Source organism: Paenibacillus tepidiphilus, assembly GCF_008635795.1.
GTDB lineage: Bacteria > Bacillota > Bacilli > Paenibacillales > Paenibacillaceae > Paenibacillus_AQ > Paenibacillus_AQ tepidiphilus.
In genome coordinates, this window is sequence record NZ_VWRQ01000002.1 from 210,207 (window position 1) to 223,440 (window position 13,234).

Below are 13,234 nucleotides of genomic sequence, written 5' to 3' on the forward strand. Positions count from 1 at the left end.
TTATAGTGCTCCTTTCACGGCTTCAAGCTTCATTGTCGGTTTCGGTGCCGTGATTCTGGCATTGGCGGCAAGCTGCGCCTGGCGGGAGACGGTTGGCGTCTTCGCCTTATGTTCGCGGATCATCTCCAGGAAACGGTCGAACAGATAGCTGTTGTCATATGGTCCCGGCGCCGCTTCCGGGTGGTATTGCACCGAGAATGCGGGGTAGCGGGTATGCTTCAGACCTTCAATGGTCTTGTCGTTGTTATTGATATGGGTCACTTCAAGCTCGGTTCCCTTCACCGATTCCTCGTTGACCGTGTAACCATGGTTCTGCGAAGTGATGAAGCAGCGTCCGCTTTCCAGCTCCTTGACCGGATGGTTGCCGCCGCGATGGCCGAATTTCAGCTTCTCGGTATCGGCGCCGCAAGCCAGAGCGAACAATTGGTGACCCAGGCAGATGCCGAAGATCGGATATTCACCGAGCAGCTCGGAGATGGTCTTCACGGCATACGGTACATCCTTGGGGTCCCCGGGACCGTTGGAGAGCTGGATGCCATCCGGGTTCAGGCGGCGGATCTCGTCTGCGGTTACATCATGCGGCACAACAACCACGTCGCAGCCGCGGCTGTTCAGCTCGCGCAGGATGCCGGTCTTTGCGCCATAGTCAACCAGCACGATTCTTTCCTTATGTCCCGGGCTGCTGTAGGACTTGCTTGTGGACGTGCGGGCAACCTGGTTGCGCAGCTCTTCAATCGTCGTATCGTTCATCATTTCCATCAGTTCCTCGACGCGTTTGTTCGAGGTCGTCAGGATGGCCTTCATCGTACCGTAGTGGCGGATAATGCGGGTCAGCATCCGTGTGTCGATATCGCTGATGCCGGGAATGCCGTACTCCTTCAGCAGATCGTCTACACTGTATTCGGCGCGCCAGTTGCTCGGCACCGCTTCATGGTTACGGACCACAAAGCCGTGGACGAAAGGCCGCACGGATTCAAAATCATCGCGGGTAATGCCATAGTTCCCGATCAGCGGGTAAGTCATGGTCACGATCTGTCCGCAGTAAGACGGGTCCGACAGCACCTCCTGATAACCTGTAATCCCTGTGTTAAAAACAACCTCACCCGTCATTTCGCCTTCGGCGCCAAAAGCGGTGCCTGTAAACAGCGTTCCGTCCTGCAGAAGCAATCTCGACTGCATTACCTTCCACTCCTTCTTGTTCTGTAGTGTATTTCTTGTATTTGCCTATACTTCCGGAGTGTACGCGCGGGCAAATGCCGCCGTATGGTTTATCATGCATACAGCGCATCCCGCCTGGCCCATCCGTCAGTTACTTATCAGTCCATACTTCCTTGCCGTCCACCCAGGTCTTCACCGGCCAGCCCTTCAGCTTCCATCCGGTAAACGGAGTGTTGCGGCCCTTACTGGCAAACGTCTCCGGATCTACTTCTTTCTCTTCATTCAAATCAATCAGTGTCAGGTCCGCCGGGGCGCCGACGCTCAGGCTGCCTGTGTTCAGCCGGAACACTCTCGCCGGATCAGCGGTCATCCGCTGCACCAGCAGGGACAAATCCCATTTGCCGGTCGCTACGAAGGCTGTATACAGCAGCGGGAACGCCGTCTCGAAGCCGACGATGCCGAACGGGGCAAGCTGCATGCCTTTCGCCTTCTCCTCCGCACTGTGCGGCGCATGGTCGGTGACGATGATGTCCAGCGTACCGTCCAGCAGCCCTTCGATGCAGGCCTCCACGTCGCGGCGGGAGCGCAGCGGAGGGTTCATTTTCCAATTCGCGTCCATACCCGGAATATCCTCTTCCGACAGGAGCAGGTGATGCGGACACACCTCAGCGGTCACCTTAATGCCGATTTGCTTGGCCTGGCGGATCAGGCGCACCGACTGCTCGGTGCTGACATGGCATACATGATAATGCACGCCTGTTGCTTCAGCCAGCAGGATGTCCCGTCCGACATGAATCGCTTCGGATTCGTTCGGAATTCCTTTCAGTCCTTGCTTATCGGCAAAAGTTCCCTCAGCCACCGGAGCGCCTTCTACCAGCGAGTTGTCCTCGCAGTGGGCGATGACCGGCATATCGAGTCCGGCGGCGATTTTCATCGCATCCTTCATCATCTGGGCGCTTTGTACGCCGACGCCGTCATCGGTGAACCCGATGGCTCCGGCGGTCTTCAGCGCGGCAAAATCCGTCAGCTCGCGTCCCAGCTCATTCTTCGTAATTGCGGCATACGGCAGTACCTTCACCAGACCAGCCTCTTGTGCCTTGCTCTTTACCAGCTCGACGATTTCCGGGCTATCCGTCACCGGACGGGTATTCGGCATACAGGCGATGGTGGTGAAGCCGCCCTTGGCTGCCGACCGAGAGCCTGTCTCAATCGTCTCCTTATGTTCAAAGCCCGGCTCGCGCAGATGCACATGCATATCGATCAGCCCCGGGATCAGCAGCTTTCCTTCCGCTTCAATGACTTCGCCCGCTTCCTCTGCGGCATCCAGCACATCCTTGACCGCGGTGATAACTCCGTCCTGAACAACGATATGTTTACGCGCAAGCTCGCCTTCCTTGCCCAGCACACTGGCGTTTCTGATGATCACAGTCACATTCTCCTTTTCCCGGCAGCACGGGGGCTCCGGGCTCTGATGTATATTATATAATAAAAATTCATTCATGTGTATATTTATTAGCGTATTGCTGTCAGCTTTTTTAGGAAAGGGCGCGCTCAATGACGGCCATCCGAATCGGAACGCCGTTCGACATTTGCGGGAATATTCTGGACTGGCTGCTTTCCACCACCGCATCGTCGATTTCTACATTGCGGTTGACCGGCGCCGGATGCATAATGATTGTGTTCTTGTCCAGCTTGGCTGCGCGTTCCTCCGTAAGCCCGAACTGCTTGCGGTACTCCTCGGCCGACTGCAGAATGCCCGTCGCATGGCGCTCCAGCTGTACACGCAGCATCATCACCACATCCGCCTTCAGCGCTTCTTCCATGGACACATACCGCGCATATTCTCCGAGTTCAGGAGCCTGCATATTGTGCGGTGCGCAGAACTGCACGCTTGCCCCCATTTTGCTGAGACCCCACAGATTGGAGCGGGCCACCCGGCTGTGCATAATATCCCCGATGATGGATACCTTCAATCCCTTTAATTCGCCAAAATGCTTGGTCATCGTGTACATATCGAGCAGCGCCTGTGTCGGATGTTCGTTGTTGCCGTCTCCCGCATTGATCAGCGGGATCTCCACCTTCTCGCAAAGCTGCTGCAGTACGCCTGCCGGCTTCATCCGCACCACTCCGGCGTCGATGCCCATCGACTCCAGCGTCCGTACCGTGTCGTAGATGGACTCGCCTTTCTCCACACTGGAAGCCGCCGCCGAGAAGTTCAGCACCTGTACACCCAGCCGCTTCTCCGCCATTTCGAACGAGAACCGCGTACGTGTGCTGTTCTCAAAAAACATGTTGGCAACAAAATGCGAATTCAGCACCGGCGTCAGCTTCGCCTTCTGCCCTTCCCAATAAGCCGCTCTGTCCAAAATCGCCCGGAGCTCCGTAGCATCCAGCTCCTTGATTCCCAGCAGGCTGCGCTCCTTCACTTTCGTTGCCGTTGTCATCCTTATCGTTCCTCCCGATTCGATATAATGTACACTTCGTCCTTGCCGTCATATTCGGTCATCGCGACTTCGATTTGCTCATGCTTGGAGGTAGGAACGTTCTTGCCGATGAAATCGGGCCGGATCGGCAGCTCGCGGTGCCCGCGGTCGGCCAATACGGCGAGCTGGATCATGTGCGGCCGGCCGCAATCCATCAGGGCATCCATCGCCGCGCGGATCGTCCGTCCGGTGTAGAGCACATCGTCGAACAAGATCACTTTCCTGTCGCGGATGCTTCCGCATTCCGCTGGAAGCGTCAGCGTGCTTCTCGACACCGCCTGCTCCATCTCTTCGCGGTTATCATTCCCGCCTTCGCGGTCATCCCGGTAGTGTGTGATGTCCAGCTCGCCCCAAGGCACCTCCGCTCCTTCGATTTCACGGATTCTCTCGGCAATCCGCTGGGCCAGATACACCCCGCGGGTGCGGATACCGATGAGGATACAATTCTCGATCCCTTTGTTCTTCTCCAGAATTTCATGGGCAATGCGGGACAGCGCCCGGCGGATTGCCGTTTCGTCCATAATGACATTTTTCTCAGTAACCATTCTCGTACCATCCTCCTGCTTGATCGCCTGCTCAAGTTCCCGGAAATCAAAAAACTCCTTGCCCGAAACAGGCAAGGAGTGAAATCCGAAGATTCAGAAAGTGGCGTGTCCGCGCGCAAAAAGGCCCTCCATCCTACAGACGGATTCCTTCCTGAGTGTCGCGAACCTCGATTCACGTTACCTTGCCAGCCTCACGGGACTGATTTAAAGGCGCATATTTAACTACCTGTGATTATGACAGATGTGATGGCTTGTGTCAACTTTGTGGAGGGGGACTATGGAGATCAAAATATGGAAGTGAGACAAGCGAAGGTATGTGCCCCACAGTCCGCACCTAATAAAGAAAGAACCGCCCTGTCCAGGTGGTCCTTTCTCGTCCCGTCTATTGCCTTAATTAAATCGCTCTGGCGATTTCGTTGGCCTCAGCGACGGCGTCCAGTGCTCTGCGGGCACGTACGGCGTCCCCGATCACATGGCACGGAATACCATGCTCTGCACAATAGCTCCTGATTTCATCGTAACTCCGCGATCTGGCACCGATGGCCACCACAACGGCATCACAGGCATATTCCGACTGCTCGCCCATACGTTCGAGGACAACCGTATGCTCCTTGATCTCCACACAGGTGGTATCCGTAATCGTTGTTACCCCGGCAGATTGCAGGTTCTCCATGACACAGATGGACCGCAGCTGACCCAAATCCTTGGCCACCCGGTCCCGCATTTCAACGACGGTGATTTCCGCCGCTTTGCCATGCAGATATTCGGCCACCTCAAGTCCCACTAGTCCGCCGCCGATCACGACAACCTTACCGGAGACGGATGCTTTGCCGGATAAGATATCATGGGAATTGGTTACGTTCGGCAATTGGCTGCCCGGAACCTTAAGCTCTATCGGGGCAGAGCCAACCGCAACGATCACCTCATCGGGCCGGAGCTCCTCCAGCAGAGCTGCCGTAACCGGTGTACCTAGCCGAACTTCAATACCTTCCCGCAATACCTGTTCTCCCCGTGCCAACGCCGCTGCCTTCATCTCTTCTTTCCTAGGAGCTTCTCCGGCTAAGGCAAATTGGCCGCCAAGGGCAGATGAAGCCTCGCATACAACGGGATGATGCCCCCTGCGTTTTAACAGCATGGCCGCTTCAAGCCCTGCGATCCCGCCGCCGGCGACAAGAACTTTTTTCGGCGAACCGGTAGCCTGCAGCCTGTATTCCGCCTCTCTGCCCAGTGCCGGATTTCGCAGACATGTAATATGCGGGAAATTATCGGAGACAAAGCCGTCGTAGCATCCTTGATTGCAGGCGACGCAATGAACAATATCCTCCGGACAGCCGGACTGAGCTTTATTGCAGAATTCGGGATCGGCCAGCTGTGCCCGTCCAATAACGACCATGTCCGCTTTGCCGCTCGCCAGGATAGCGTCTGCCTGTGCAGGCTCATTGATCCGTCCCACCGCCACAGTGATCAATCCTGTTTCTTCCTTGATTCTGGCCGCATTGTCTACATTGAATCCCCGGGGAAGATCGATAGGCGGAACCTCATAGATAATCGCCGAAGAGGAGAAATTGCCGCGCGAGACGTCCACAACGTCTACACCGGCTTGCTTTGCCATTTTGCAGAAGTCAATCACTTCCTCAATCGTCAGACCGCCTTCCAAATAATCATCATGCGCATCGACCCTCATAAAGAGAGGCATGCCTTCCGGAATATTCCGGCGTATGGACTGAATGCATTCGATCAGGAAACGGGCCCGGTTAGGCAGATTCCCGCCATACTCATCCGTTCTCCGGTTGAAATAGGGGCTCAGGAAGGAGTGCGGGGTGTAATTATGTCCGGCATGGAACTCGATGGCATCAAACCCGGCTTCCACCGCCCGCTTGGCTCCTTCGCCAAAGGCCTCAGCCGCTTCCTTGATCGTTGCCGTGTCCGCACCAGGCAGCATATGCTCCGTCCCCGCGACAGGTACAGGACTCGGGATGATGATTCTTTGCTCTGGATCACTGGCAACCGCCAGGCCGCCCAGCCAGAGCTGGATTCCGGCTTTGCCGCCGGCGTCGTGGATGGCATCCGTCAGCTCTTTCAGGCCGGGAATATACCGGTCGTCCGAGATAGCCAGAAAGTTCTTCGGGGAAGCAGGGCCGTATACCGAGCAGACTTCCGTAAAATTCAACCCGCACCCGCCTGCTGCTCTGGCTACATGATAATCAATCAGTTGCTTGGTGACAAAACGGTCCTCTGTCGGCATCTTCGTACCCATTGCCGGCAGGATTACCCGGTTCTTCAATTTCAAGTCTTTAATTTGAATGGGGCTAAACAGATTCTTGTACGCCATTTGAAATCTTCCTCTCTTAGTCACTCGCCACTTTGTAATTAAATTCACATTCATTTGCATATCAAGCCGGCTTACACAATCAATATAGCCCAGCTATGATATTCAATCAATATGTTTAAAACAAAATGTTTGAATTTTCTGAGAAGTTGCTTGATCCCCTCCTCCCTTCTGACTCCTTAGGCTTACACAGACCTCAAAGCCCGAACCAGCAGACGGATATATTCCATTCTCCCCGGTTTATCCGCCAGGAGCGAAGCTCCAACGTCAGCGGTACCTTCATATTCGGTTGGATAATTGATGGCTGAGGTGAAGATTAAGTATTTATACTGACTGCTTGTTTCATCTCCAGGGATAAGCAGACGCAACAGATGCTGGAGTCGGTCCCCGATTTCCTGTGCCAAATCGATGATTCTCTTGGAGATCTCGTCACTCTGCATCAGCTTCCTGGAATGACTGTTAATAACCAGATTGCCTGGAAAACGCAATGCATATTCCATAATCTCATTAGCAGCCAGGACCAGCTTATCTTCAACGTCCAGGGCCTCTTCCTTCAATATGGATAATACGGACATCGTGTTCTCGATATAAAATTCCTTGACCATCCGCAGCATTTCTTCCTTGGAGCGGAAATAATAATTGATGGCACTGACATTCACGCCCGCTTCCTTGGCAATGGCCCGGATGGAGATATCACAGGTTCTATTAGTGCCCATTAAATAAAGCGCCCGGTCCAGAATGCGTTCCTCTACATTTTTAAGCTCTCTCATATGCCACCTCAATCCATTGGTTAATCCTTAGCATAGTATACACCTGCGGCTTAAACAAGAAAGCAAAAAGCGCTATGATAATATCGGAGGCGAAAAGCGATGGAACTGGAAATCATTACGATCCACGAATGGGACGAGCAATTGTGGAAGATGGCGGAGGCGCTGTATCATGAGGCGTTCCCGCATGGGGCCAAGCCGGTGCGGATCCTGCGCGGTATGTTAGACCGTAAACTGGCAGCGATGCACTTCGGACGGATTGACGGACGAATGGTCGCTATGGCAGTTACCGGTATAGTGGATGCCGCCGGAGGGCAGCGGCTGCTCATCGATTATTTGGCGGTAGGCAGAATGCAGCGTGGACGCAGGCTGGGGACAAGCTTACTCGAGGCCATCATCGACTGGGCCAAGCAGGAGCATCAGGTCAAAGCGGTTATCATCGAAGTCGAATCGGGAACAACCGAAGCAGATAAGAAACGGGTGCACTTCTGGGAGAAGAACGGCTTCATCCTGACACCTTATGTGCATCAATATATCTGGGTGCCGGAGCCTTATCAGGCAATGCTACGGCCCCTGGAGCCTGGAATCAACGTAACGGATGACGGGCAGGCTCTATTCCGCCATATCACAGCCTTTCACAACCAGTCGTTTCGGCTGCAATAAGGTTTTTCCGTGAAGTCACCATTACTTCTCTAGTTATTTCTGTCTGTCTTTTATTATCAGTTTCTTCTCCTGGTTAGCTGCCAGCAATGAAGATACTGTGAGCCTATTAGAGGAGTCTCCATGAGACTCCTTCTTACTAAGGAGCGAACTTATGAAACAATTTTTTATTGTTTTTACTTGTTGTATTGTATTTTTTTTAACTGGATGTACACAAAACAAAACGGCATCTAGTAATGGGGAGTTTACAGCGCTTAGGCAAAAAGAAATGAACATTTTGTTAGACAAAATAAATGATAAAAATGTCTTCGTCTCTGCCCAATCTATAAAGGATTTCAATGTTCGTGCAGAGGCAGATTTGTATATTGAAGACAATATTTCAAGGATTGTTTATAACGTCATTGTCGATGAAGCAAAAATCCATATGAATAATGTTACTATAAGCTTCCTCTTAGAGGATAATATGAATGTTAAGCAGGTTACCAATGACGTTTTTTTCACAAACTTAAATGATGATGGCAAAACTCTCACTGATTTACAACCTGACGGAGAGGTTAAAGGAACCACGGCATTCCGGGCCTTTATCATTAACTCTAGCTCCATTGATCAAGAATTTCTTGAAATATATAAAAAGGTGTATGTACATATTTCATGGGAAAACCCGGATAAAACACATAGGAGTGAATTCATTTTAGTAAATGCAGAGCCTTCCAAAAAACTTATGAATTATCTGAATGAAAATAAACCGGTCTAGATCATGTCTCAACTTGCCAAAAAAAGTCCGGCGCGGATATCCCGCACCGGACTTCTTCACATTCAACTAATTAAAATTCAAATTCAACGTCGCTGAGGCGTCTCTGAATCTCGGAAATTACACGCTTCTCTTCTTCCTCGCCCTTGGCAACGAAGGTCACGGAGAAACGGACGAACGGGCCGGCATCATCCCAAGGTACAGTGGAGATCAGCTTCTCGCGGATCATGAACTGCGAGAAATCCTCGCCGGACTCGAAGCGGCGTCCGCCTTTGATGCCCTTAGGAGCAGCCACATACAGGAAGAAGGAGCCTTTCGGTTTCTCGGCTTTGAAGCCAAGGCTGTTCAGCGCGTCAACCAGCATGCCGTGGCGGCGGGAATATTTCTCGGCAATCGCTTCGGTGATAGCAGGATTAGCCAGACCGAAAGCAGCCGCTTTCTGGATCGCGATGAATTGACCGGAGTCATTGTTGTCCTTCACGTCACTGAACGCTTTAACCACCAGCGGATTACCGGCGACAAAGCCGATTCTCCAGCCTGTCATATTATAGGACTTGGAAAGGGAATGCAGCTCCACACCGACATCCTTCGCGCCCGGTACGGACAGGAAGCTGAGCGGCTTCACACCGTCATAGGTCAGAGCGGCATAAGGAGCGTCATGCACAACGACCACGTTATATTTCTTGGCCCAGGCTACAACCTCGCTGAAAAATTCAGGAGTGGCGCTGGCACCCGTCGGATTGTTCGGGTAGTTCAGATACAGCAGCTTCGCTTTGTAAGCCACTTCTTCCGGAATGGAATTGAGATCCGGCAGGAAGTTGTTTTCTTTCTTCAGTTCAACCGGATATACTTCTCCGCCCAGGTATTTGGTATGTGTGCCCAGCACGGGATAGCCGGGAATCGTCATGATCGTGATGTCGCCCGGATTAATAAAGCAGGACGGCAGCATAGCCAGCGCCGGCTTCGAGCCGATGGAATGCACGATTTCGGTGACAGGGTCGATCCCTTCAACCTGGAATACTTCCTTCAGATAAGCAGCTGCAGCTTCTTTGAACTCCGGAATCCCGTTGTCGGAATAACCGCGGTTCTCTTCCTTAGCCGCTTCTTCGGCCAGCTTGGCAACAATGCCCGCATCCGCCATTTCGTCCGGCTCGCCGACGCCCATGTCGATCAGCTCGATATCAGGGAAATCCTTTTTGGCAGCAGCTTTGGCGCGTTTGATCTTCTCGAATTTATAGATGCTGGTGTCTTTGCCGTAGTTAGCCCCGCCAATGCGGTCCGCAAAGCTATTCTGAATGTAAGTTTCCTGGTATTGTTCGATACTCATTATGGCTATTCATCTCCTGGCTAAATAAATTAATAGAATACTGCACCCATTTACATTCCACGTTCTAAATATGCCGCAAAAATCCCCGTAAAACCATGGATTTATCGTCACTTCATTTGTACTTATCTGCTGCGCAGCCTGAAGAGCAGCTCTTCCATATCTCCCGGAAGCGGAGCGCTGAATTCCATATATTCTCCGGAGGACGGGTGCACGAAGCCGAGTACTGCAGCATGCAGAGCCTGTCCATTCATCGTAATCCCCTTGCTGCGCCCATATACCGGATCACCTACCAGCGGATGCCCGATAAATTTCATATGAACCCGGATCTGATGCGTACGGCCGGTCTCCAGCTGCAGCTCCAGCATTGTCGTATCGCCAAACCGCTCCAGCACGGTAAAATGGGTCACCGAACGCTTGCTGTTCTTTTCCGTCACCGTATACAGCTTGCGGTCATGGGGATCACGGCCAATCGGCGCATCCACGGTGCCCTGGTCATGAGACAGGTTTCCGTGAACAATAGCGATGTAGCGGCGTGTCACACTGTGCTCCTTGAGCTGTGCGGCGAGAGAGATATGGCTGGCATCGTTCTTGGCCGCCATAATCAGGCCGGATGTATCCTTGTCGATGCGGTGCACAATCCCCGGACGGATCTCCCCGCCGATGCCGGCAAGATCATGGCAGTGGTACATCAGCGCATTGACCAGCGTTCCCGAAGGATGACCGGCAGCCGGATGGACCACCATGCCGCGCGGCTTGTTCACCACAATCACATCGCTGTCTTCGTAAGCAACCTCCAGCGGAATATTCTCCGCAAGCAGCTCGGTGGCCTCCGGCTCGGGAACGGTTACAGCCACTACGTCGCCTTCTGACAGCTTGTAATTCGCTTTAACCGCCGCTCCGTTGACCGTAATATATCCGCCGCTGATCCACTGCTGCACCTGAGAGCGTGAAATATCCTCTTCCCAGGATTCCGTAATATATTTATCAATCCGCTCCCGGGCATTTTCACCGGCAACGGTCCATTCGCTGACGTCTCTGTCTTCCGCGCCTGCCGCATCTACGCCCGCGTTATTTTGCACAATCATTCATTCCCTTCTCTGACTTCCTTGGATTCCTTGACTTCTGTGATTTCTTCTCCGCCCTTGATATCGCGCAGCGTATCGAGAATGATCAAGGCCACCCCGATGACAATACAGGAGTCGGCAACATTAAAGATCGGGAACGTATAGCTTCCGAAATTAAACATCAGGAAATCGACAACCTCGCCGGCGAGAATACGATCCAGGAAATTGCCTACGGCACCGCCCAGCACCAACCCCAGAGCAGTCGGCAGGAGCTTGCGCGAGCCCATGGATTTATTCAGATACCAGACGATTCCGGCGACTACAATCACCGTTACAATCACGAAGAACCAGATTTGCCCCTCCAGAATGCCGAATGCGGCTCCCGTGTTCCGGTGTGAGGTAATGATGAAGAAATCCCCGATGACCGGAATCTGCTCTCCGAGCTCCAGCCGGGTAGCGATCAAATATTTGGTACCCTGGTCAATCAAAAATACGATTAGCGCAATCAGATAGTACACCACAGAAGTTGTCACTCCGTTCTTATTTTTCCCGCCGAAAGCGGTACGAATACTGTATAAAGACTTGTATATTGTAGCACAGGCTTCAAGAAACCGTCTATTGCGCAGCTTTTGCGGGAGGCGGTCCTATGGACTATTTACCAGCGCTAAAAACGTTCGTCTCCGGCCAAGCTATCTACAGATAAGGACATGCAAAGCGGGGCAGCACAAGGGCCGGCATCCGCACTCTGAAAGGAGCATCCCAATGAGCCATCTTACACAACAGCAGCTCTCTGACCTGCGTGTCACTCTCCTGCAGCAGCAGGACGACATCCAGCAGAGACTGCTGAATAACCGGCATTATGATCTGGAAAATTCCATGCGCGACACGACGGGCGAGCTTACGGAAATCGACAATCATCCCGGCGACGCTGCAACCGAGCTCTACCACCGTTCCATGGACATCTCCCTCCTGGAGCGGGACGAGCATGAACAGAACGAGATTGACGCTGCCCTGCAGGCTATGGAAGAAGGAACCTATGGGCTCTGCATCGTTTGCGGCAAGGACATTCCTTATGAACGGCTGGAGGCAGTTCCTTCCACCCGCTACTGCAAAGAAGACAACCCACGTCAGTTTACGGAGCTTAACCGGCCCGCTGAGGAAGAGCTCCTCTACCCGCCCTTTGGCCGTACCAGCGGGGATGAGCGGACAGAGCAGAACCGTTTTGACGGCGAAGACGCCTGGCAGATCGTCGAGAGCTGGGGCAGCTCCAACTCACCGGCTATGGCCGAGAACAATGAGATTACTTCCTACAATGACATGGAGATTGAGGCCGATGAAACCGAAGGCTTTGTCGAGCCTTGGGAGAATTTTATTGCCACAGATATTGCCGGCAATCATCTGACCGTGATCCGCGGCAACAGTTACCGCCAGTATATGGACTCCGAGGAAGGCGACTATCTCCTGGACCCTTACGGCAAAAAAGAGCAGGAGTAGCCGACGGCTGCTCCTTCCTTTTTTATTCTTGAACCTGCAGCGGGTTAAGACTTGAGCGAAGCTTCCGTTACTCTAAGCTCACAATCTTCAGCTGTCCTTCTGTTCAACTGACTTCCCGGCAACCTCACCTGTTCTTTAATTCGCGTAAAGCCCTGTCCTACTCAGCTAATCGATATTTTCTCCGGCTAAGGCCGTCACGTGCACCATTCCTATTCCGGCTATTCCACCAATTCCGCGCTAATACGTCTTCAGCTCCAGCTGATGCTGCACAATCCGCACAATATCCGCAATATAGTCCCCGATAATCGGCAGATTCAGCGCCCCGAGCACCTGCAGGACATAAATAATCGTAGCCGCAAAAAAGGTAAAACCGAGCGCAATCCCCACCCCGCGCGCCGCACCGGTTAACACATTCAGCCAGATCAGCCGCCAGGGAGAGAAGAGCAGCTCGGTATATTGGGCAATCCGCGATTTCTCCAATTGCTGGGACAATTCATGAGTTAGGCGGTAGACTGCATTCAGCTTCGCTTCCGGATCAAGTCCGGCATCGTCTTCCGGAGGAGGCTGCTCCCCGTGATTCTTCTCTTTGTCTTGCACCTGAAAGGCTCCTTCCCCTCACCGCCTCTCTTCACAAAAGAAACGAGCCCGGAGGAAGA

The 13,234-nt window shown here is 52.9% G+C and carries 13 protein-coding genes; 3 read left to right on the forward strand and 10 right to left on the reverse strand.

The window, feature by feature from the left end; all coding sequences use genetic code 11:
• The 6 genes from carA to F1379_RS03125 form a co-directional block, all read right to left on the reverse strand.
• The gene (gene carA / locus F1379_RS03100) at positions 1-1,179 is read right to left on the reverse strand and encodes a glutamine-hydrolyzing carbamoyl-phosphate synthase small subunit (protein WP_150266212.1); all 1,179 of its coding nucleotides are present in this window, start codon (positions 1,177-1,179) and stop codon (positions 1-3) included.
• A gap of 130 nt (positions 1,180-1,309) precedes the next feature.
• Entirely contained in the window at positions 1,310-2,584 is a 1,275-nt protein-coding gene (locus F1379_RS03105; protein ID WP_420850471.1) for a dihydroorotase, read from the reverse strand.
• A 109-nt stretch (positions 2,585-2,693) separates the two neighbouring features.
• Positions 2,694-3,602: an aspartate carbamoyltransferase catalytic subunit gene (locus F1379_RS03110; protein WP_150266216.1), complete on the reverse strand. Its 909-nt coding sequence runs from the start codon at positions 3,600-3,602 to the stop codon at positions 2,694-2,696.
• A gap of 2 nt (positions 3,603-3,604) precedes the next feature.
• Entirely contained in the window at positions 3,605-4,186 is a 582-nt protein-coding gene (gene pyrR / locus F1379_RS03115) for a bifunctional pyr operon transcriptional regulator/uracil phosphoribosyltransferase PyrR (protein ID WP_150266218.1), read from the reverse strand.
• Between the two features lie 394 nt (positions 4,187-4,580).
• Entirely contained in the window at positions 4,581-6,518 is a 1,938-nt protein-coding gene (gene baiCD / locus F1379_RS03120) for a bile acid Fe-S flavoenzyme BaiCD (RefSeq protein ID WP_150266220.1), read from the reverse strand.
• A 182-nt stretch (positions 6,519-6,700) separates the two neighbouring features.
• Positions 6,701-7,285 (reverse strand): TetR/AcrR family transcriptional regulator, encoded by a 585-nt coding sequence (locus F1379_RS03125; protein WP_150266221.1) that lies wholly within the window; start codon positions 7,283-7,285, stop codon positions 6,701-6,703.
• A 99-nt stretch (positions 7,286-7,384) separates the two neighbouring features.
• Between F1379_RS03125 and F1379_RS03130 the strand changes: the two genes are divergently transcribed.
• Together F1379_RS03130 and F1379_RS03135 are read left to right on the forward strand one after the other, a co-directional pair.
• A complete protein-coding gene (locus tag F1379_RS03130; RefSeq protein ID WP_150266223.1) occupies positions 7,385-7,945 on the forward strand; it encodes a GNAT family N-acetyltransferase in 561 nt (186 codons plus the stop codon).
• A 151-nt stretch (positions 7,946-8,096) separates the two neighbouring features.
• Positions 8,097-8,696 carry a hypothetical protein gene (locus tag F1379_RS03135; protein ID WP_150266225.1) on the forward strand — a complete coding sequence of 200 codons (600 nt, stop codon included), beginning with the start codon at positions 8,097-8,099 and terminating at the stop codon, positions 8,694-8,696.
• Positions 8,697-8,766: 70 nt separating this feature from the next.
• Here F1379_RS03135 and F1379_RS03140 read toward each other — a convergent pair whose 3' ends face one another.
• The 3 genes from F1379_RS03140 to lspA form a co-directional block, all read right to left on the reverse strand.
• Positions 8,767-10,020: an LL-diaminopimelate aminotransferase gene (locus tag F1379_RS03140; protein ID WP_150266227.1), complete on the reverse strand. Its 1,254-nt coding sequence runs from the start codon at positions 10,018-10,020 to the stop codon at positions 8,767-8,769.
• A gap of 122 nt (positions 10,021-10,142) precedes the next feature.
• Positions 10,143-11,105 (reverse strand): RluA family pseudouridine synthase, encoded by a 963-nt coding sequence (locus F1379_RS03145; protein WP_150266229.1) that lies wholly within the window; start codon positions 11,103-11,105, stop codon positions 10,143-10,145.
• Positions 11,102-11,605 carry a signal peptidase II gene (gene lspA, locus F1379_RS03150; RefSeq protein WP_150266678.1) on the reverse strand — a complete coding sequence of 168 codons (504 nt, stop codon included), beginning with the start codon at positions 11,603-11,605 and terminating at the stop codon, positions 11,102-11,104. The genes F1379_RS03145 and lspA overlap by 4 nt, the downstream gene beginning before the upstream one ends.
• A 241-nt stretch (positions 11,606-11,846) precedes the next feature.
• On the opposite strand from lspA, the gene F1379_RS03155 reads away from it, so the two are divergent.
• Positions 11,847-12,578, forward strand: coding sequence for a TraR/DksA C4-type zinc finger protein (locus F1379_RS03155; protein ID WP_150266231.1), 732 nt, complete (start codon positions 11,847-11,849; stop codon positions 12,576-12,578).
• Positions 12,579-12,815: 237 nt separating this feature from the next.
• On the opposite strand, the gene F1379_RS03160 is transcribed toward F1379_RS03155, so the two are convergent.
• Positions 12,816-13,100: a DUF5665 domain-containing protein gene (locus F1379_RS03160; protein WP_420850472.1), complete on the reverse strand. Its 285-nt coding sequence runs from the start codon at positions 13,098-13,100 to the stop codon at positions 12,816-12,818.
• Positions 13,101-13,234: the final 134 nt, after the last annotated feature.